Origin of the sequence: Corynebacterium sp. CCM 9204 (assembly GCF_041357695.1) — a bacterium.
Classification (GTDB): domain Bacteria; phylum Actinomycetota; class Actinomycetes; order Mycobacteriales; family Mycobacteriaceae; genus Corynebacterium.
In genome coordinates this window covers 509,421-527,922 of record NZ_JAUERX010000001.1, presented here as the reverse complement: position 1 = coordinate 527,922, position 18,502 = coordinate 509,421, and the positions used below count along the sequence as shown (strand labels likewise).

19 protein-coding genes and 1 pseudogene are annotated in these 18,502 nt (G+C 63.1%); 8 read left to right on the top strand and 12 right to left on the bottom strand.

The genetic code is table 11. The features are described 5' to 3' along the window. Together QWU43_RS02305 and QWU43_RS02300 are read right to left on the bottom strand one after the other, a co-directional pair. Positions 1–744 carry an ABC transporter ATP-binding protein gene (locus QWU43_RS02305; RefSeq protein ID WP_370917033.1) on the bottom strand — a complete coding sequence of 248 codons (744 nt, stop codon included), beginning with the start codon at positions 742–744 and terminating at the stop codon, positions 1–3. Positions 745–813: 69 nt separating this feature from the next. Continuing rightward, the gene (locus tag QWU43_RS02300; protein ID WP_370917032.1) at positions 814–1,110 is read right to left on the bottom strand and encodes a hypothetical protein; all 297 of its coding nucleotides are present in this window, start codon (positions 1,108–1,110) and stop codon (positions 814–816) included. A 10-nt stretch (positions 1,111–1,120) separates the two neighbouring features. On the opposite strand from QWU43_RS02300, the gene QWU43_RS02295 reads away from it, so the two are divergent. Then, positions 1,121–1,270, top strand: coding sequence for a hypothetical protein (locus tag QWU43_RS02295; protein ID WP_370917031.1), 150 nt, complete (start codon positions 1,121–1,123; stop codon positions 1,268–1,270). A gap of 40 nt (positions 1,271–1,310) precedes the next feature. On the opposite strand, the gene QWU43_RS02290 is transcribed toward QWU43_RS02295, so the two are convergent. The 5 genes from QWU43_RS02290 to rplS form a co-directional block, all read right to left on the bottom strand. Then, positions 1,311–1,721 carry a hypothetical protein gene (locus QWU43_RS02290; protein ID WP_370917030.1) on the bottom strand — a complete coding sequence of 137 codons (411 nt, stop codon included), beginning with the start codon at positions 1,719–1,721 and terminating at the stop codon, positions 1,311–1,313. Between the two features lie 132 nt (positions 1,722–1,853). Next, positions 1,854–2,159, bottom strand: a complete 306-nt coding sequence (locus tag QWU43_RS02285; RefSeq protein ID WP_248167112.1) for a DUF2469 domain-containing protein — start codon at positions 2,157–2,159, stop codon at positions 1,854–1,856. Beyond that, positions 2,156–2,830, bottom strand: a complete 675-nt coding sequence (locus tag QWU43_RS02280) for a ribonuclease HII (protein ID WP_370917198.1) — start codon at positions 2,828–2,830, stop codon at positions 2,156–2,158. Before QWU43_RS02280 ends, QWU43_RS02285 begins: the two co-directional genes overlap by 4 nt. 44 nt (positions 2,831–2,874) lie before the next feature. Continuing rightward, entirely contained in the window at positions 2,875–3,621 is a 747-nt protein-coding gene (gene lepB, locus QWU43_RS02275) for a signal peptidase I (RefSeq protein WP_370914284.1), read from the bottom strand. Between the two features lie 241 nt (positions 3,622–3,862). Then, positions 3,863–4,204 carry a 50S ribosomal protein L19 gene (rplS, locus tag QWU43_RS02270; protein WP_370913912.1) on the bottom strand — a complete coding sequence of 114 codons (342 nt, stop codon included), beginning with the start codon at positions 4,202–4,204 and terminating at the stop codon, positions 3,863–3,865. A 265-nt stretch (positions 4,205–4,469) separates the two neighbouring features. Between rplS and QWU43_RS02265 the strand changes: the two genes are divergently transcribed. Beyond that, positions 4,470–5,003, top strand: a complete 534-nt coding sequence (locus QWU43_RS02265) for a rhodanese-like domain-containing protein (protein WP_370917029.1) — start codon at positions 4,470–4,472, stop codon at positions 5,001–5,003. A 13-nt stretch (positions 5,004–5,016) separates the two neighbouring features. Here the strand turns inward: QWU43_RS02265 and QWU43_RS02260 are convergent, their stop codons facing one another. Then, positions 5,017–7,341 carry a Tex family protein gene (locus tag QWU43_RS02260; protein WP_370917028.1) on the bottom strand — a complete coding sequence of 775 codons (2,325 nt, stop codon included), beginning with the start codon at positions 7,339–7,341 and terminating at the stop codon, positions 5,017–5,019. 99 nt (positions 7,342–7,440) lie between these two features. On the opposite strand from QWU43_RS02260, the gene QWU43_RS02255 reads away from it, so the two are divergent. Together QWU43_RS02255 and QWU43_RS02250 are read left to right on the top strand one after the other, a co-directional pair. After that, positions 7,441–7,797: a GntR family transcriptional regulator gene (locus QWU43_RS02255; protein ID WP_370917027.1), complete on the top strand. Its 357-nt coding sequence runs from the start codon at positions 7,441–7,443 to the stop codon at positions 7,795–7,797. 20 nt (positions 7,798–7,817) lie between these two features. Then, positions 7,818–8,777 (top strand): hypothetical protein, encoded by a 960-nt coding sequence (locus tag QWU43_RS02250; protein WP_370917026.1) that lies wholly within the window; start codon positions 7,818–7,820, stop codon positions 8,775–8,777. Here the strand turns inward: QWU43_RS02250 and trmD are convergent. Both trmD and rimM read right to left on the bottom strand, forming a co-directional pair. Then, positions 8,774–10,012, bottom strand: a complete 1,239-nt coding sequence (gene trmD / locus QWU43_RS02245) for a tRNA (guanosine(37)-N1)-methyltransferase TrmD (protein ID WP_370917197.1) — start codon at positions 10,010–10,012, stop codon at positions 8,774–8,776. The genes QWU43_RS02250 and trmD overlap by 4 nt on opposite strands. A gap of 5 nt (positions 10,013–10,017) precedes the next feature. Then, complete coding sequence (gene rimM, locus QWU43_RS02240; protein WP_370913907.1) at positions 10,018–10,530, bottom strand: ribosome maturation factor RimM; 513 nt, start codon at positions 10,528–10,530, stop codon at positions 10,018–10,020. A gap of 109 nt (positions 10,531–10,639) precedes the next feature. On the opposite strand from rimM, the gene QWU43_RS02235 reads away from it, so the two are divergent. Next, complete coding sequence (locus QWU43_RS02235; protein WP_370913906.1) at positions 10,640–11,455, top strand: class I SAM-dependent methyltransferase; 816 nt, start codon at positions 10,640–10,642, stop codon at positions 11,453–11,455. A 7-nt stretch (positions 11,456–11,462) separates the two neighbouring features. Continuing rightward, the gene (locus QWU43_RS02230) at positions 11,463–11,864 is read left to right on the top strand and encodes a cupin domain-containing protein (RefSeq protein WP_370917025.1); all 402 of its coding nucleotides are present in this window, start codon (positions 11,463–11,465) and stop codon (positions 11,862–11,864) included. 1 nt (position 11,865) lies between these two features. Here QWU43_RS02230 and QWU43_RS02225 read toward each other — a convergent pair whose 3' ends face one another. Next, a complete protein-coding gene (locus QWU43_RS02225; RefSeq protein WP_370917024.1) occupies positions 11,866–13,485 on the bottom strand; it encodes an ABC-F family ATP-binding cassette domain-containing protein in 1,620 nt (539 codons plus the stop codon). Positions 13,486–13,701: 216 nt separating this feature from the next. Between QWU43_RS02225 and QWU43_RS02220 the strand changes: the two genes are divergently transcribed. Then, entirely contained in the window at positions 13,702–15,633 is a 1,932-nt protein-coding gene (locus QWU43_RS02220) for a hypothetical protein (protein WP_370917023.1), read from the top strand. A gap of 165 nt (positions 15,634–15,798) precedes the next feature. On the opposite strand, the pseudogene QWU43_RS02215 reads toward QWU43_RS02220, so the two are convergent. Next, positions 15,799–16,173 (bottom strand): annotated as a pseudogene (locus tag QWU43_RS02215) (hypothetical protein); the annotation flags it as partial. Between the two features lie 569 nt (positions 16,174–16,742). Between QWU43_RS02215 and QWU43_RS02210 the strand changes: the two are divergent. Beyond that, complete coding sequence (locus QWU43_RS02210) at positions 16,743–18,383, top strand: ABC transporter family substrate-binding protein (protein ID WP_370917196.1); 1,641 nt, start codon at positions 16,743–16,745, stop codon at positions 18,381–18,383. Positions 18,384–18,502: the final 119 nt, after the last annotated feature.

Sequence of the window (18,502 nt, the reverse complement as noted above, 5' to 3'; positions counted from 1 at the left end):
CTACGACTCCTTGCTCTGACGCGCTTTGTCGGCGCGTAGAATCGTCTCGAAGAAGACCTTCTCGAGATCGTGGCCGCTCGTGTCAAGGTCACCGACGATCGAACCACGGTGCAGCAGGGTGACATGATCTGCAAGCCGAGCGAGTTCGTCGAGGTGATGACTGGAGATCAGTACCGCCCCGCCGAAGTCGGCGACCTCCCGGATGAGATCACGCAGCGCACGAATGGCGATGGGGTCAAGGGCGTTCGCGGGCTCGTCTAAGATGAGAATCTCGGGGCAAGGTCCAAGCGCCGCAGCAAGGGCGACCTTCTGCCGAGTGTCGAGAGAAAGCCGGTTCGTCCGGACATCGATCCAGGGTGTGAGCCCTAGGCGCTCGACGGTGTGGTTGAGCACCTCGACCGTGCAGGTGTCCGACAGACCACGCAGAGCGAACATATTGCTCAGATGCTCGCGCACCGTGAACTCGGGGTAGAGCGCGGGACCTTCGATCATATGCCCGATCCGGCTCCAAGCCTCAGCTGAGAGCCGGTTAAGGGGGGATCCCAGAAGGCGAATCTGTCCCGAGTCGATGCGCAGCATACCAAGTAAATTGCGCATTAAGGTCGTCTTTCCTGCCCCATTCATGCCGACGAGCGCGTGGACGCTACCAGGTTTAATGTGGAGTGTAACTGCGTCGAGGATTGTCTGGCCTCGTAGCCGAGTCGTCACCTCCGAGATAGCGATGCCATTGTTCTCATCATTCATCAGCGAACTCCTCCGATCCGGAACCGGGGCCACGGGAAACCCTGAGAACAGCGACGACCGCAGCCAACCCTACTCTACTAACACACATTCCCCCAGAAAACTGCTTGATCCCCGCGACAAATCCGTCCTGAAAAGACCAGGAACGATTGGCCCGACCTCGCGGGCCACGACGCCACCACATGAGGGCGAATCTGTGGCTCCTTCGATGAGTTCGCTGGGTAGGCCGCCGTCGAGGCGTAGATGACCACGATAAGCCGAAGTGAGGACGGTACCGAATACGGCAACTCCAAAGGAACCGCCGAGTTGCCGCATACTCTGCACGGGGGTCGAGCCGACCCCGCAGCGTTCGACATCAAGAGATCTCATGGAGAGGTCCATGCAATTCGGCAGAGAACAGTCGATCCCGATGCCTATGATCACATTCCACATTATGAAGTTTGCCGCCGTCAAGGATGTGGTCGTGGTAGCAGCCAAGCCGCACGCAACGGCCAGGACGATGAAGCTGACCGCAACCACAGGCCGATAGTCCCTGGCCTTGAGAGCCACCTCACCAAGGGGAACGGTGATCACAAGGCCGTCAATGAGCGGCAAGGAAACCGTCCGAAGCTAGATGATGACCCGGGCACCGAGTACCACACCTCCGACCAGCGGAACCACCGTAGCAGCGGAGATCCACTCGTTCTCCCCGCTCTAAGGCAGAGCGGGATATTGAGGAGGAAGACGGAACACCACCAGAAGTGATCGAGGAGGAAGCTGACCAGGACCGGTCCTACAGGAATATCAAGGGCGACCGCCGCAATCCACGCCGAGACGGCGCGACTGTGCTCCTGGCCAGCGAAGAGCCGGGTGCGCATCGACATTGACAGTGACATGAAGAAAACCGCTGCATCAACAAGGATCGAGCGCCCTAGAATAAGGGCGCCCGCCCCCAAAGCGCACAGAGCGGAAGCCACGCTGGCCGGGACGTATCCGTTCATGGCTGAAAGTGGTCTGGCTCGGATCGGGTGTTCGTCGGACAGGAGCAGTACTCGGATGACAACTTCGTCTACGACCCTTGGGTGCTCTACGCCCGCGACATCACCACCGCCCCAAATCTCTGCGCCCCCGAATCACTCCGGGATGATCATCTCCGGTTTGTCGAGTTCCTCGATGTTGACGTCCTTGAAGGTGATCACCCGGACGAAGCGCACGAAGCGTGCGGAGCGGTACATGTCCCAGACCCAGGCGTCGGACATGCGTACCTCGTAGTACACCTCGCCGTTGGCGTTGCGTGGGATGAGTTCGACGGCGTTGGCGAGGTAGAAGCGGCGCTCGGTCTCGACGACGTAGGAGAACTGGCTGACGATGTCCCGGTACTCGCGGTACAGCGACAGTTCGACCTCTGCCTCGTAGTTCTCCAGTTCCTCGGCGCTCATTTGTGCCTGACCTCCTCGGGGCCGCGTGTGACAGCTGACGCTGACCCGGCACACCACTGTCGGTGTGCCGTGGCCACATTGGCGTAAGTGTAGCGGTGGACGGGGCTTGCGCCGTGGCGGCGCACCGCGTCCATGTGCGCGGAAGTTCCGTATCCCTTGTGTGCGGCGAAGCCGTAGCCGGGGTGTGTGCGGTCGAGTTCGACCATGATCTCGTCGCGGGTCTGTTTCGCCAGGACGCTGGCTGCGGCGATGCACCGGGCTGCGGCGTCGCCGCCGATGATGGGCAGGCTGGGTGCCCGGAAGCCGGGGACCCGCATGGCGTCGGTGAGGACGTATCCGGGCGGGGTGCCGAGCTGGGCGACCGCGCGGCGCATTCCGGAGATGTTGGCGTGCTGGATGCCCCAGCGGTCGATGTCGTCGGCGTCGATGAGCACGACCGACCACGCGAGTGCGGTGTCCTTGATCAGGGGTGCGAGGCGGGCGCGGAGCGCGGGGCTGAGCTTCTTCGAGTCGGTGAGGCGTTCCAGCTCCGGGATGGGCCCGTCCGGGAGTATGCAGGCCGCGATGGAGATCGGTCCGGCGCAGGCGCCCCGCCCGGCTTCATCGACTCCGGCGACGGGGCCGAGGCCGTGTTTGTCGAGGGCATGTTCGAGGGTCCGGGCATGGGGCATCCGCCGGACCCGGACTTGGCGCACGACGTTCGCCACCACGGTGGTCAGTTCTGGATGTCGGGATCGTCGACGAGGCCGATGCGGCTGATAGGCAGGATGATGGCCTGCACCTTGCCACGGATGTTCTCCTCGGGAATGGTGCCCTGGAACTGGTCCCCGAGGTGGTAACGGGAGTCCGCGGAGTTCGTGCGGTTGTCGCCCATCACGAAGATGTTTCCTTCAGGGACGGTGATGGGGCCGAAATATGTACCGCCGCATTCGACGGATCCGGTTCGTTCGTCGACGGGGTAGGTCGGGGGTTGCTGGATGAAGGAGTCGTCGACCTTTTTGCCGTCGACCATGACACCGGGGTCGCCCGCCTGACATTCGATGGTCTGGCCGCCGGTGGCGATGATCCGTTTGACCAGTGTGTTCTCGTCGGGTGCGACGAGCCCGACGTAGGAGCCGAGGTTCTGCAGACCACGGATGGCGGGGTTTGCGGAGCGGTGCGTGGTGAACTGGGCGTTCCAGGAGTCGGTTCCCTTGAACACGACGACGTCGCCGGCTTTCGGTTCGCTGAAACGGTAGGTCAGCTTGTCGACGGCGATCCGGTCACCGGTACACCCCTCGCATCCGTGCAGGGTTGGTTCCATGGATTGCGAGGGGATGAGGTAGATCCGCCCGACGAAAAGCTGCATTATGGCCACCATGATCAGTGTGAGCACCACGACGACGGGGATTTCGACGTACCACGGGTAGGAACCCTTCTTGTCCTCACGGGATTCTTCGCTGGAGTTTCGTTCAAGAGGCACCGATCCGGTGCCCCGGGCCTCGTTGGGGGCCCGGTCTGCTGCGGGGCTTGGATTCGTCGATTCACTCACGCCCGCTCACGTTACCAGCAGTCGTATCCCTGTCACCGCCGCAGCGAACCATGCACGGGATCAACCCCGGCACAAGAAAACCACCCTGCTCCCCGGCCTGTGGCGAGGGAGCAGGGTGGTCACCGGAGTGCCTGTTCCGTCAACGGGTGCGAAAACACCCGCTGGGGTGGGATCAGCGCTTCTCCTTGATCTTGGCTGCCTTGCCGCGCAGGTTGCGCAGGTAGTACAGCTTGGCACGACGCACGTCACCGCGGGTCAGTACCTCGATGTGGTCGATGTTCGGGGAGTGGACCGGGAAGGTACGCTCCACACCGATGCCGAAGGAGACCTTGCGGACGGTGAAGGTCTCGCGGATGCCACCGTTCTGGCGGCGGATGACGACACCCTTGAAGACCTGGATACGGGACTTTTCGCCCTCGATGACCTTCACGTGCACGTTGACCGTGTCGCCGGCGCGGAATGCCGGGACGTCGTCGCGCAACTGTGCGGCATCGACCTTGTCGAGAATGTTCATGTGTTGATTCCTTAGATTCTGGTGCATGGACAGAGGACCCTGGCGGCGTCTCCCGGTGTCGGGCGCTCGGCCGGTTCGTGCCCGGTACATGTGCGTCGCCCCCGGACTTGGCCCGATATGACAACTGCTCAAGTATGCCACCGGGAAAACCAGGACACAAGCCATCTCCAGTTCTGGAGGACTTGCATCGTGCACTCTCCTCCGTGGACCGATTCCCGGAGCGGCGCTACCCTTCAGACAGAGGGATCGTGCATTATCTGTATCCATGAAGAAGATCACGTGTTTCCTGTCCCTCAGTATGATCCTCCTGGCATCCTGCGCCGGAGATACCGACGATTCCGGGGCAACCATCTCGGGGAGTGAAACTACTGTCACCGCAACCACCGGTACGGAAACCTCCACAACCCCCATCACCGAGGCCGAAGGGAGTGACGATTCCACCAGTTCGGTCCCGAAGACGCCCTCGGAGGTCCCCGAGTTCGACGGGTCCCATGTCTCTCCTGCCGAGTTCGCTGCGGCGATCAACAATGGTGCGATGGTTCTTGATGTGGGTACCGCAGATGAATACCGGGAGAGCCACATCCCGGGCGCCGTTCTCCTCGATGTCACCGCAGATGACTTCGACGCACTCGCCGGACATCTGAACAAGAGCCGGAACTACGCCGTCTACTGCCGCAGCGACGATAGTCGCTCCGAGGAGGCTATCGAGCGTCTACGGGAAGCTGGAATTGATTCCGCCGTTGGACTCGACGGCGGAATCTCGGCATGGGAAGGAGACGTGACTGGGGAGAAGAGCTAGAACTCTACCCACCTCACTTCCCGAAGCCGGCCTTTTTCAGCGCGTCCGCGAGTGACCCACCGGGGGCGGGCCTGCCGTTGGCGTTGCTGCGGGTGCCGTCTCCCCCGCCGCGCCCCTTCCGGCCGCCACGGTTGCCACCACCACTTCGGTTGCCGCTACCCGCACCGCCACGCTGTGGTTTCGGGGCGGGTGCACCTGGTTCGTCGTCGAGCCGCAGGGAGAGCCCGATGCGTTTGCGGTCGACATCGACCTCCATCACCTTGACCTTGACGACCTGTCCGGAGCGGACGACGGTGTGCGGGTCCTCGACGAACTTTGTGGACATGGCGGAGACGTGGACGAGTCCATCCTGGTGGACGCCGACGTCGACGAATGCGCCGAAGGCCGCGACGTTGGTGACGGTGCCCTCGAGGATCATGCCCGGGGTCAGGTCGGAGATCTTCTCCACGCCCTCCTTGAATGTCGCCGTGGTGAACTCGGGCCGGGGGTCGCGGCCCGGTTTGTCGAGTTCGGCGATGATGTCGGTGACGGTGGGCAGACCGAACTTCTCGTCGGTGAAGTCGGCCGGGTTCAAGGTGCCGAGGACCCGGGAGTTACCGATGAGGTCGGCGACGCCGAGTCCGGTCGCTTTCGCGATGCGACGGACGACGGGGTAGGCCTCGGGGTGGACGGCGGAGGCGTCGAGGGGGTCCTCGCCGCCGGTGATGCGGAGGAAGCCGGCGCACTGCTGGAAGGCCTTGGGGCCAAGCCTGGGCACGTCCTTGAGGGCGCGGCGGGAGGGGAAGCGGCCGTGCTCGTCGCGCCAGCCGACGATGTTGTCGGCCAGCGTGGAGCTGATTCCGGCGACGCGGGTGAGCAGCGGCGCGGAGGCGGTGTTGAGGTCCACGCCGACGGCGTTGACGGCGTCCTCGACGACTCCGTCGAGGGTGCGGGCGAGCTGCGTCTGGTTGACGTCGTGCTGGTACTGGCCGACACCGATGGATTTGGGGTCGATCTTGACGAGCTCGGCGAGCGGGTCCTGGAGCCTGCGGGCGATCGACACCGCGCCACGCAGGGAGACGTCCATGTCGGGGAACTCGGCGGCGGCGAGGCTGCTCGCGGAGTAGACGGAGGCGCCTGATTCGCTGACGACGACGGTGGTGGGTTTGCGCCCACCGGCCCTGGACAGGAGGTCCGCGACCTGGTGGGAGAGTTTCTCGGTCTCCCGGCTGGCGGTGCCGTTGCCGACGGCGATGAGTTCGACGCCGTGGGTGGCGCACAGGTCGGCAAGTTCGCGCACGGCGCTGTCCCACCGGTTCTGTGGCTGGTGCGGGTGGATGATGGTGGTGGCCAGGACCTTTCCGGTGGGGTCCACGACAGCGGTCTTCACGCCGTTACGGTAGCCGGGGTCGAGGCCGAGGGTGGCGCGTTGGCCGGCGGGCGCGGCGAGCAGGACGTCGCGGAGGTTGGTGGCGAAGACGTCGAGGGCCCCGGCTTCGGCGTGCTCCTTGAGGCGCATGCGGACGTCGAGTCCGGAGGAGACGTAGAGCTTGGTGCGCCAGCCCCAGCGGACGGCGTCGGCGAGCCAGGTGGAGGCGGTGACGTCGAGATCGAAGCGGTCGGCGATGAGTCCCTGGTAGAACTCGTCGTCGCCGGCGTCGAGGTCGAGGTGCAGCACGCACTCCTTCTCCCCGCGCAGCAGGGCGAGGATCCGGTGGCTGGGCAGCCGGGTGAAGGGTTCGGAGAACTCGAAGTAGTCCTTGAACTTCGCTCCCTCCTGTTCCTTGCCCTCGACGACGGTGGCGGACATGCGTCCGCGGCGGTACATCTCCTCGCGGACCTCGCCGACGAGGTCGGCGTCGGTGGCGAACCTGTCGATGAGGATGGCGCGCGCCCCGTCGAGCACTTTCTTCGTGTCCTCGAAGCCCTCGCAGATGTAGCCGGCGGCGGCTGTCTCGGCGTCGGTGCCCTGTTCGGTGGTGAGCGTGTCGACGAGGGGTTCGAGGCCAGCTTCCCGCGCGGTGTCGGCCTTGGTCTTGCGGCGCTTCTTGAACGGCAGGTAGAGGTCCTCGAGGCGGGCCTTGGATGCGCAGGCGGTGATGAGCACCCGGAGGTCGTCGGTGAGTTTCCCCTGCTCCTCGATGGCTGTGAGAATGGCGGCCTTACGGTCCTCGAGCTCGCGCAGGTAACCGAGCCGCTCCTCCAGTTGCCGGAGCTGGGTGTCGTCCAGGCCGCCGGTGGCCTCCTTCCGGTAGCGGGCGATGAAGGGGACGGTGTTGCCTTCGTCGAGGAGGACGACGGTGGCCCGGACGTGGGCCTCCGGGACTCCGAGTTCACGGGCGATGGTGGAGATGATCATTCGCCTCAGTCTAGTGGCCGGCGCCGGGCCCCTTGACACCCCGTCACATAATGCTAGTTTAATTAGCACTATCAGTTCTTTACCATTCGGGAGGTCCCCGTGCTGATCACCCTCGACACCTCGTCACCGATGCCCGTCTACACCCAGCTCGTCGCGGCACTGACCCGGTCGATCACCGACGGGGAGACACCCGCGGGTGCAAGGCTGCCGTCGGCCGGGGAGCTCGCCGAGGCACTCGATCTCAACCGGAACACGGTGCTGCGCGCCTACCGCCAGCTCCGCGACCAGGGACTGGTGGAGCTGCGCCGGGGAAAGGGCGCCACGGTGCTCCGGCCACCCGAACGGACCACCGCCGTGGAGAACACCCTGGACACTCTCGCCCGCCTCGCCCGGGAATCGGGGATCTCCCTCGACCAGCTCACCGCGTCCCTCGCCGCACGCGGCGTCACCGGATGACCCTGAAACGGAGCCCATCCATGAAGCCAACGACACGCTTCCGTACCCTGGCCCTCGGAATACCGCTGCTCATCGCCGTCGCCCTCACCGGGGTCGCCGCCGTCATGGTGCGGGGACACCGGGGCGAACTCGCTACGCACTTCGCCCTCGATGGAACCCCCGACGGCTTCGACTCCCCCACCGCGTTCCTCCTAGTCGTCGGCGGCATGGCCATCGGAACCACAGCGCTGATGGGCGCCCTGGCCGGAACCCGCCAGCGGTTCCTCGCGGGCTGCGCGGGCTTCGCCGCGACCTTCCTGGGCGCACTGGAGATCTGGACCGTCCACGTCAATCTCGTGGCCCCCTCACCTCAGGATGTCCGACTGCGCACGGTCTCGGTCCTGCTTTTCCTGGCGCTGTCTGTGGCGGTCGGGGCGCTGCTGGCCCGGGCGGCGACGCCCGTGCCGAAGGAATCCGACGGGGAGCGGGTTGCCGCGGTGGTGCCGGTCTCCGCGTCCCGGCGCGCCGTGTGGTTCGGGCACGCGACAGCCCGCCCGTGGCTGATCGCGGTGACGGTGGGCATCGGCGCCGTGTTCACCGCCATCGGCCTGCTGTTCCCGGACGACACCGGTGGCGCGGACCGGGTGATGATCGGCTCAGGCCTCGTTCTCGCCGTCGTCGGACTGATGTTCACCCGGGTCCGGGTGCGCGTCGACAACCGTGGCCTAACCTGGTCCCTGTGGCCGGGACTCATCCGTTCCACGATCCCCCACGAGAAGATCACCGGGGTCCGCGCGATCGACCTCGACCCTCGTGAATGGGGCGGCTGGGGCTGGCGCCTGAGCGTACGCGGTACCGCCCTCGTCCTGCGCGGTGGGCCGGCGATCGTGCTCTCCCGCCGGAACGCTACCGATTTCGCCGTCACCGTCGATGACGCCGACACCGGGGCGGGGCTCGTCCAGGGATACCTCGACGCTCTCCGGGATGAGGGGAAGAGCTAGGGCCTCCAGGCGCAGGCGGCACCCGAGCCGGGCTCGGTGTGTCCCTCCTTGGAAGTCCCGTACCAGTAGCTACCTTCCGGTAGTTGGGCGATGACGGCCTTCGTGACGGCCCGGAGATCGAGGCCCGAGACCCCGTTGACGATCACGCGGTGCAGCACCTCGGAGGTCGGTGCATGCCCCTCGGCCTGCATGAACTGGGCGACGAGCATGTTCTCCGGCTCGCAGGACAGCGAGATCTCCTCGGCGTGCACGGTGGCTTCGAGATACCCGGCGCGCTCCAGTCCGCGACCCAGCTTCTTCGAAATCTTCCGCCATTCACCGGGAGTGATCAGCAGGTTCAGGTCAGTGGACACGGCGCGTGGGGTGGCGTCCGCGAGGATCTTCTCGTCGTTGGTGCTCAAAGCGTTCTCCAGTCGTAGTTTCTCGATGAGTTCGGGACGTCGCGCAGCGGTACGGAGCAGTGACTGTTCCCTCCGCCAGGCGTCGATGTGGGCGTGGTTGCCGCTGATCAGCACCTCCGGGACCTCGAAGCCGCGCCACTCGCGGGGTTTCGTGTAGCTCGGGCCCTCGAGCAGCCCGTCGGAGAAGCTGTCGTCCACGTGGCTCGCTGCGTTGCCGAGGACCCCGGGGATCAGCCGGACGATGGCCTCCGCGATGACGAGGACCGCGACCTCACCGCCGATGAGCACGTAGTCACCGATGGAGACCTCGCGCACCCGGTAGCGGTGGGCGGCATCGTCGACCACGCGCTGGTCTATGCCCTCGTACCTGCCGCAGGCGAAGACGATGTGGTCCTCGTGGGACCAGGCGCGAGCCATCTCCTGCGTGAAGGGCACACCGGCCGGGGTTGGGACGATGAGCAGCGGGGCGCTCCCGTCCTCCTCAGCGCGGATGTCGCGCCGGGTGTCGTATCCGGCAAAGCCCGCACCCGCCAGATCGTCGTGCCGGGGGCGATCGACGTGGGGCTGTGCCGAGTCGAGTCTGTCGGCGACCGCGGCAGGGCCGGTTCCGGCCGAAATGTCGTCGAGTGCCGGACCCCACACAGTGGGTTTCATCACCATTCCGGGGCCACCGCCGTAGGGCGGGCCGTCGACCGAGCGGTGCACGTCCGTGGCCCAGTCACGCAGATCGTGGACACCGACGGAGAGAATGCCACGCTCGATGGCCTTCCCAAGCAGGGCGTGCCGCAGTGGATCAAGGTACGCGGGGAAAATCGTCGCGACGTCGATGCGCAGCCCGCTCACAGGTCCAGCAGTCCTTCCGGCGGGGTGATCGTGGCGGTACCGGCCCCGAGGTCGATATCGGGGACGATGGCGTGGACGAAGGGGATGAGCACATCCTTCCCGGTGTCCAGGCGGACCTCGAGTGTCTCCCCGGCGGGCCCGTGCAGAACGCCGGTGACCTCGCCAATCTCAGTACCGTCCTGCACGATGCGCAGGCCCTCGAGCTCGTGATCGTAGAAGCCCTCCTCCCCTGGCTCCGATTCTCGAGGTTCCCCGAAAAACCGGGTACCGCGCAGGGAATCGGCGGCGTTCCGGTCGGCGATCTCCGCAAACTTGATCAGCAACCGGTTCTGGTGCCCGCGCACCGAGTCGATGGTCAGGTTGTGCTCGCGCCCACCCTGACGCCCGGTGAGCACCTCACCAACAACGAAGCGGGCCTCGGGTTCATCGGTGGTCACCTCCACCGAGACCTCACCCCTGATTCCGTGGGACTTCACCACACGGCCGACCAACAACTCCACATTCTCCATGGGACCGATCCTAATCGACAACGTATCGACGTCTGTGTCCACAAGAAATCCAATGTTCTTTGATTAGGCTTGGTTGTGTACGCCCCCTTTCGACCATCAGGAGAACGCCATGTCCCAGAAGCCGCAGAATTCGCATCCTCTCCCAGCCAGCGACCGGGAACCCGGCAAAGCCCCCGGGCACTGGTTACTCGCCCGGGTTGGGAAGAAGGTTCTGCGCCCCGGTGGACGGGAAACCACGGAATGGGTGATCAACCACCTGCCCGTCGAGGGCCACGCGGTCGTGGAGTTTGCCCCGGGCCTCGGGGTAACGGCCGCTGAGCTGCTGGCCAGGAAGCCGTCGAGTTATATCGGTGTCGACGCGGACGCTGAGGCCTGCGCTATCACCGGGGCTAAGCTCCCGCAGAATAACCCTAACTTCCGGATGCAGCTCGGTTCCGCGAAGGAGACAAACCTCGACGACGAGTCGGCCGATGTCGTCATCGGCGAAGCGATGCTGACGATGCAGACCGACAAGCACAAGCTGGAGATCATGCGGGAGGCTCACCGGATCCTCCGCCCCGGTGGACGCTACGGTATCCACGAGCTCGGGCTGCACCCGGACAACCTGGATCCGGTGATCAAGAACCGCATCCAGAAGGATCTCGCCCGCGCCATCAAGGTCAACGCCCGGCCCCTGACGACGGCGGAGTGGACCGAGCTGGCGGAGGAGGCCGGCTTCCGCGTCGTGGACGTCTACCACGCGCCGATGGCACTGCTCGAGCCGAAGCGTATGGTCGCTGATGAGGGCCTGCCACGGACCCTGAAGATCATCTTCAACGTGCTCCGGCAGCCCGAGATCCGTAAGCGGGTGATGACGATGCGCCGCACGTTCACCACCTACGCCGACAACCTGAACGCCATCGGTATGGTGCTCGAGAGGAAGTGACAGGAACATGGAGATCCCGGTCAACCAGCCGGACACCTTCGGTAAGCCCGAGCGCGAGTCAACCGGAACGATGACGGTGCTGGACCTCATCGGGGAGGCCGCGGACGCCAATCCGGACCGCAGAGTCCCGGCCGTGAAGCGGATTCTCGAGGGCAACGGGGCGAACATCATCACCTTCAGCTTCGCCCCGGGTCAGCGACTCAACGACCATAAGGCCGCACATCCCATTACCGTGCAATGTCTCCGTGGAACCCTGGACTTCATCTGCGATGACACCACGGTCCGCATGACTCCGGGGACGGTCCTCCATCTTGACCCCTATGTGATGCACCGAGTGCAGTGTCCGGACGATACCGCGGAGGAACAGTCGATCCTTCTCCTTCACATGCTCACCGGAAAAACCCCCTAACCTAGCCATCCTCCGTGACCTGACCGGCGGCGACGGTGAGTACTCGCGTCGCCCGGAAACCATCGCGCATCCGTCGATCATGTGTCACCAGTAGCACCGTACCGCTGAACCGATCCGTGGCTTCCTCCAGTTGTTCAATGGCAGGCAGATCCAAATGATTGGTGGGTTCGTCAAGAACCAATACATTTGTTCCTCGTACCTGCAAAAGCGCTAACGCGGCACGCGTGCGCTCCCCCGGCGACAGTGCGGCACATGGTCGGGTCACGTGATCGTCGCGGAGACCGAACTTCGCCACCACGGTACGCAACTCGGAGGGAGAAAGATCGGGCAGTTCGGAGCTGAGCGCGTCGAGAAGCGTCCGCTCCCCGCTCACCACCGCGCGTGCTTGATCGACTTCCCCCACACGCACGCCAGCCCCCAGATTGTCCGGGTCCAGCATGAGACGTAGCAGCATCGATTTTCCTGCACCATTTGCCCCGTTGATCAGCACCCGGTCCCCGTAGTTGATCTGTAGCGTCACCGGACCGAGCTGAAAGTCACCGGCACATACCACCGCGTCACGCACACTGGATACCACTGTGCCGGAACGGGGTGCCGCCGCAATATCCATCTGCAATATCCATTCCTTACGCGGCTCAGCCACCTCCTCCACGCGTTTCATAGCACGCTGCGACTGCGCGATCTTTGCCGCTTGTTTTTCACTGCGTTGGCCAGCCCGGTGCCGAATGTGTTTGTCATTATCCGGGGCGCGTCGAATAGCGTTCTTTGTCCCCCGATCCAACCACGTCTTTTGGGTCTGCACGCGCTCCTTCAACCCGGCGATCTTCGCGGCGTATTCCTCATAGTCGGCTCGTGCCTGTGCCCGCGCACGAGCGCGCTCAACCAAATAAGATTCCCATCCGCCTTCATACACAGTGATCTGTTGCTGTGCAGAATCAAGTTCCACCACCCCGGTGACCGTGCACGCCAGAAACTCACGATCATGGCTCACGATCATCATGGGCCGATGATCGGACAGAACAAACGCTTCAAGGATCTCCAGTCCTTCAAGGTCAAGATCATTAGTTGGCTCATCCAAAAGCAATACGTCATGACTCGACAGCAAAATGACAGCAAGATTGACACGAGCGGCCTGTCCACCGGACAACGCACTCATCGGCAGTGCACCATCCACCGTCAGCCCCAGTCGCGCGGCAACGTGAGCATAGCGCTCTTCAAAGTCCGCGCCGCCGAGCGCCAACCAGGTATTCAGCGCATCGCTATAAGCGTCATCCACGGTGTCGTCCCCCGCCGCCATCGCGGCCGCATACCGTTCCATGTCATGTTGTGCGGCGGCCACCCCAGTACGACGCGCGATGAACTCACTGACGCTTTCCACACGGCGTTGAATCTCCTGATGGAGGAACCCCACTGTCATATCGTGCGGTGAGCGCCGTATCGTACCGCGTATTTCCGCGGCACCGGGCACCCCCGCTAACGCCGAGAGAACAGTGGATTTTCCCGCGCCATTCGGTCCAGTCAAACCCCAACGATGCCCCGAATCTATCACCAGATTTAGGCCATCAAATAAGGTGCGCGCCCCATAGTGGGCACTCAACGAGGTGACCGTGATCGTACTCATGCCGCGATAGTACCCGCGGTATTTTTAATGCCCAATAATGCAGAAATAGCACACCTGCTTTGTGGTGTCCGACACATTCCATAACTTTGTCGGAACAAAATCTTTCCCCCGCCAGCCACGTGAACATAGGATAGCCTCACCTTAAGCGTGTCGTGTATCTATTATTTCCTTACGCGCTCATGGTTCCCCATTCAATAAACACATATGGAGACTTCCATGGCTTTGCCTTCTCGTTCCACCCGCGCCGGTCGGCACGCTCTCGCAGCGCTTGCATCTACGGCCCTTATCTTCGCGATCGTCCCTGCGGTAGCACCCACCGCCTACGCCCAAACCACGCACAACGACGCAGCAAGCGACACCGCCACGGCACCGACCGCAGCGGTCACGAGTTCGTACACCTACGTGACGAGCTTCGGCCGCATTGATGCCGGTTACTTCGTCACGGTCACCGGACTTACCCCCGGAGTGCCCCTCACCGCAACCGTTGACGGCAAGCCCGTTAGTTTTTGGTTTGAAGGGGACGAACTGAAGCCGACCAGGACCATCGACTCCGCGGAGAGCGCTTCTGTGGAAATCACCGGCAAGGCCGGCGAGATCTTCGGTGGTATCGAGCACACCATCGCAATCACCGACGGCACGCACACGGCTACGACCACCGCAATGCTCGACCCGCTATTTAATCTGGGCAGCCCTGATGCCCCTACCTTGGCAAACACCGCTATCGGCACCACGAACTTGCAAGTCAAGGTGCAGAACCTCGCCGCGGGCAGCAAGATCACCGCAGTCGGTGTCGATGGTGCCAACTGGCTTACCCCCAACGCCACGTACGTCACCGATTCGGCGGGCAATCTCACCATCCCCGACGTACACATCCCCAACGATCCATCGCTGATCAATAAGACCGTCAAGGTGTCTTATCTCGCACCCGGCGAAACCACGCCCCGTGAGTACGACACTGACGAGGAGATCCAACCGCCGTCGCCGGTGCTCAACCCCGGCGCCAACGAGATCGTGTCCACCGTATTGGGTCGTGGTCTCTATCAGAGCGCCTACGCACCGACGATGAACAAGCTGTTTGTCACCCGCGCATCCCGCGATAGCGACAATGCGGGCACCATCTACGTCATTAACCCCGACACGCTTGCGGTGGAAAAGAGCTTCGATACTATCGACCGCAACGGAAAGAAGAACACCACCGAATCACAGCCGCACGGCATTGCTATCGATGAGGTGCACAACAATATCTGGGTGAGCAACAGCCACGGCGACTCCGTGAGTATCTACGACGCCACCACGGGTGCACTCAAGCACATCAGCGCTCCGGGTGAGGTCAATCACCCGCGTAGCTTCGCCATCGACACCGCCGCCAACCGCGTGTACGTGTCCGAGCCGCTCCAGCACGACCAGGAGAGCATCTCCGTTTTCGATGCAACGACCTTCGCCAAGCTCGATTCCCTGCCGACACCGGGTTACGCCGGCACGATGCAGTTCGTCTTGGATCCAGCGACGCATAGCCTCTACACCAACAACTGGAAGGGGACGAGCGCCGCACGGATCAACACGGAAACCGGAAAGATGGACCTCTTTACGCTGCCGGGTGATGGTGAATCACGACGCGGCTATTCAGCTCTTGACCTGAAGCGCAACCGTCTCTACGTTGCCAGCCAGTTCCCGTCCGCTGTGTACGCGATCGATCTGAACACCGGGGCCGTTGTCAATAGCGTCGAGGTCGGCGGGCAAACCCTTGGTGTCGCATATGACCCGTCCATCGACACGATCGGTGTGGTCAGCCGGACATCGGGTACATTCACCACCATCAACCCCGGCACCTTCGCCATCGAATCCAACCAGGCCGTAGGCCCTTTGGCTAACGATGTCTCCACCGATGGTGCAGGGCACTTCTTTGTCACCACTGCCCCCAGCCGTGCCCAACTCCAGGGCGGCGACACGCTGCTGCGTATCAGCCCGAAGAAGACTCAGGATAACGGCAGCACCCCCGGCTCGACATCGAGCAGCGCCGGACTCCTTGGTATCTTTGCCGCTATCGCAGCTCTCTTGGGCGGCCTGGCGTGGATCTTCCATTACCCCGCACAGCAGTTGCTGGGTGCTATCCACCTTCCGCAGCTCCCCCAGCTCCCCCGTTTCTAATCTCGGGTGAGTTATAGCAGCGCCACGCTGGGCCCCTGACGGGTCGTCCAACGCGGCGCTGCTTGAACCTTAAAGCAAAAGACGTAAGCAACAATAAACCCCAGGACGCTCATGCGTACCTGGGGTTTATTGTGTGCACCGGATAACCGGAATCACTGATACTGACTACTCAGCAGCGGCTTCCTCGGAAGCGGCAGCCTCTTCAGCAGCGTCCTCAGCCTTGACCTCGTCCGCGGCGTCCTTCTTTGCTGCCTCTTCAGCAGCGTCCTCAGCCTTGACCTCGTCCGCGGCGTCCTTCTTTGCTGCCTCTTCCTTCTCGGCGCGGGACTTGCGCGTCTTCTCCGTGATGGCCTCGGCGGAGGGGCCCTCGTTGGCCTCGGCGAGCGCGGCGTTGAACAGGCCCAGCAGCTTGCTGGGCTTCGGCTCGGCGACGCGCAGGATGCCCCCGGGCCCCTGCAGGCCCTTGAACTTCTGCCAGTCGCCGGTCACGTTGGTTCCGCGCACCTGCAGCAGTGCGCGAGGGCGGCGCGGGTCCGCTCCCCCGGTGAGAGGGAGTCGCAGACGCGGTGGACGTGGTCCCCGGTGAAACCGAACTCACGAGCAGGGGCCGTAGCTCCACGGTGGCGAGATCGGGTTTCTCCGCACCGAACACGTCGACGAGCGGTTCGGAACCATGGAATACCTCGCGTGCCTGGTCGATGCGCCCGAGACGGACACCGGACCCCAGAACCGAAGGATCGGTCAGCATTCCGAGAAGCGTGGATTTACCGGAACCGTTGACACCGATGACCCAAATCCCCATCACCCCTTCAAATTACCCCCAAAGGTAGCACCTGAGAGATTTTTTAGTGCTGACCTCCGACGTTTTTACCGAGGTAAAAGGGGGCCCACTCAATCAATATCGTGATGGGAATTACGGCGTCGGGTGACTGACATCACCCGAAATCCAAACGTGTGATGAAAAACGGGTTAAGCTACGGGAAATTTCGGCGTCTGGGATCAGCCGGTCCCTGTATGCCACCCCGCTCACTCAGAGAAGGACCTCGCATACCGTGAAACCCAACAAGTTCGTCCTCCAACTGACGGCCGCCCTCGCCGCCGGCGCCCTCATGCTCGCCGGTTGCTCGGGAGACAGTGGTTCGTCGAGTTCCTCCAAGTCCGGTTCCGCGTCGAGTACTGACGCCGTCAAGGTCGCTGCCTCAGACTACGCACCAACGGAACGCGACGACATCAAGGACGGTGGTGAACTGGTCACCTCCATCTACGAGATCCCCGAGCAGCAGAACCGATTCCACGCTGACGCCTCCGCACCCGTCGTGACGCTCTGGAACTGGTACAACCCCCAGATCGCCCTGTTCGACGGCGAGGGCAACTACACCGCGAACCCGAGCTACATTTCCGAGGTCACGGACAAACTCGTCGACGGCAACACCATCGTCACGTTCACCATCGTCGATGACGCGAAGTGGAACGACGGCTCCGACATCGACTGGTCCGCCTTTGAGACGACCTGGAAGATCAATAACGGCGAGTCCGACGACTACACCCCGAGTGCAACCGACGGCTACGAGCGCATCACTTCCGTGAAAGCGGGCGACACCCCGAAACAGGCCGTCATCACCTTCGACGGTGTGTACCCATGGTGGGAGGGTCTGTTCAACCAGATCGCCCACCCCGCACTCGCTGACCCGGCAAACTACAACTCCTACCTGAAGGAAGTTCACCCGGAGTGGGGTGCAGGTCCCTACACCGTCGAGAACATCGACTTCAACAAGGGTGAAGCGGTCTTCGTGCGCAATGACAAGTGGTGGGGGCCGAAGGGGAAACTTGATCGCCGCATCTACCGCCAGATGGAAAACCAGGCCTCGATCAACGCCTTCAAGAACGGTGAAATCGATGTAGTCGGCGCCAGCAGCCGCGAGAGCTATGCAACCGTCGAGAACATGGACGGCATCGATCTTCGCATGGCGACCCGCACCGCCAATGCACTCATCACCCTCAACTCCGAAGCCGGCGCACTTGGTGACATCAAGGTCCGTGAAGCCATCGCACGCGGCCTCGACCGCGAGCTGCTGGGGCAGATCCGCTTCAACGGAACCCCGTACTCGGAGACCCCTCCCGGCTCTCTGACCATCTACCCGTTCCAGGAGAATTACCAGGACAACTTCTCCGAGGCGGCAACCTTTGATCCCGAAGCCGCCAAGGCACTTCTGGAAGAGGCGGGATGGACCGAAGGATCCTCCGGAATCCGGGAGAAGGACGGCGAGAGCCTGCACCTGACGTACACCCTCATCGGCGACAATGAGGCATCGAAGGCACAGGCCACAGCCACGCAGAAGATGATGAAGGACATCGGCATCGATCTCGAGATCAAGCAGCGGCCGTCCTCGGAGTTCTCCGATGTCTACACCAACCGGGATTTCGAGATCTTCCCGATGGGATTCAACTCCTCAGATCCCTACGGAGTCGCCTACTTCGGCCAGACCTATCTGTCGAACTCTCAACTGAATCTGTCCGGTACCGGTACTCCCGAGCTGGATGAGAAGATCAAGGAACTGCAGGAACTACCGACCGCCAAGGAACAGATCAAGCGCGCGAACGAACTCGAAGTCGATGCGTTCAAACGTTATGGCCTGATTCCGACCAGCAACGGTGCGGACATCTACGCTGTCAAGGATGGTCTGGTCAACACTGGTGCTCTCGGCTTCGCGGTCCTCCCCGTCGAGAACATCGGCTGGAAAAAGGACTGACAGCCATCCCTCATGACCCGGATGGTTCACGGACCAGTGCGTAACCGGGCCTGAGTAGACACACCGAGGCATCCTCTCGTGGACGGGAACCAACAACCTGTCCCGAGAGGATGTCTCTT

Bases quoted from the DNA above. Each gene is read 5' to 3' on its own strand.
- QWU43_RS02305 (WP_370917033.1), bottom strand. From the start codon at position 744: ATGAATGATGAGAACAATGGCATCGCTATCTCGGAGGTGACGACTCGG.
- QWU43_RS02300 (WP_370917032.1), bottom strand. From the start codon at position 1,110: ATGAGATCTCTTGATGTCGAACGCTGCGGGGTCGGCTCGACCCCCGTG.
- QWU43_RS02295 (WP_370917031.1), top strand. From the start codon at position 1,121: ATGCAATTCGGCAGAGAACAGTCGATCCCGATGCCTATGATCACATTC.
- QWU43_RS02290 (WP_370917030.1), bottom strand. From the start codon at position 1,721: ATGAACGGATACGTCCCGGCCAGCGTGGCTTCCGCTCTGTGCGCTTTG.
- QWU43_RS02285 (WP_248167112.1), bottom strand. From the start codon at position 2,159: ATGAGCGCCGAGGAACTGGAGAACTACGAGGCAGAGGTCGAACTGTCG.
- QWU43_RS02280 (WP_370917198.1), bottom strand. From the start codon at position 2,830: ATGCCCCATGCCCGGACCCTCGAACATGCCCTCGACAAACACGGCCTC.
- rplS (WP_370913912.1), bottom strand. From the start codon at position 4,204: ATGAACATTCTCGACAAGGTCGATGCCGCACAGTTGCGCGACGACGTC.
- QWU43_RS02265 (WP_370917029.1), top strand. From the start codon at position 4,470: ATGAAGAAGATCACGTGTTTCCTGTCCCTCAGTATGATCCTCCTGGCA.
- QWU43_RS02260 (WP_370917028.1), bottom strand. From the start codon at position 7,341: ATGATCATCTCCACCATCGCCCGTGAACTCGGAGTCCCGGAGGCCCAC.
- QWU43_RS02250 (WP_370917026.1), top strand. From the start codon at position 7,818: ATGAAGCCAACGACACGCTTCCGTACCCTGGCCCTCGGAATACCGCTG.
- rimM (WP_370913907.1), bottom strand. From the start codon at position 10,530: ATGGAGAATGTGGAGTTGTTGGTCGGCCGTGTGGTGAAGTCCCACGGA.
- QWU43_RS02235 (WP_370913906.1), top strand. From the start codon at position 10,640: ATGTCCCAGAAGCCGCAGAATTCGCATCCTCTCCCAGCCAGCGACCGG.
- QWU43_RS02230 (WP_370917025.1), top strand. From the start codon at position 11,463: ATGGAGATCCCGGTCAACCAGCCGGACACCTTCGGTAAGCCCGAGCGC.
- QWU43_RS02225 (WP_370917024.1), bottom strand. From the start codon at position 13,485: ATGAGTACGATCACGGTCACCTCGTTGAGTGCCCACTATGGGGCGCGC.
- QWU43_RS02220 (WP_370917023.1), top strand. From the start codon at position 13,702: ATGGCTTTGCCTTCTCGTTCCACCCGCGCCGGTCGGCACGCTCTCGCA.
- QWU43_RS02210 (WP_370917196.1), top strand. From the start codon at position 16,743: ATGCTCGCCGGTTGCTCGGGAGACAGTGGTTCGTCGAGTTCCTCCAAG.